Source organism: Psychrobacter sp. W2-37-MNA-CIBAN-0211, assembly GCF_040309405.1.
Classification (GTDB): Bacteria; Pseudomonadota; Gammaproteobacteria; order Pseudomonadales; family Moraxellaceae; genus Psychrobacter; species Psychrobacter glaciei.
Genome location: NZ_JBEOOU010000325.1, coordinates 1 through 260, shown reverse-complemented (window position 1 = coordinate 260; position 260 = coordinate 1). Strand labels below are relative to the sequence as shown.

Genomic DNA, 260 nt, shown 5'->3' with positions numbered 1-260 from the left:
ATTGTTGACACTGTTTGTCATAATTCTGCCAAAGTGTTTGATAGCTTTGTAACGTCACCGGATGAGACAGATTAGGGACTAATTCTGCCAGAGGCCACAATACAAACGCATTAAACAAAATTTCGCCACGAGGCAATTCAACGGGGATGTCACAAATAACATCGTCATACAGCAATAAGTCAATATCAAGGCTCCTCGGGCTGAATTTTTTCTCACCTCGAATACGGCCATTGTCTTGTTCAATTTGCTTAAATGTCGCC

1 protein-coding gene is annotated in these 260 nt (G+C 41.5%); it reads right to left on the bottom strand.

Annotated elements, in window-relative coordinates:
* A partial coding sequence (locus AAEY72_RS15410; protein ID WP_352311472.1) for a 2-amino-4-hydroxy-6-hydroxymethyldihydropteridine diphosphokinase occupies positions 1-260 on the bottom strand: 260 nt, incomplete at both ends.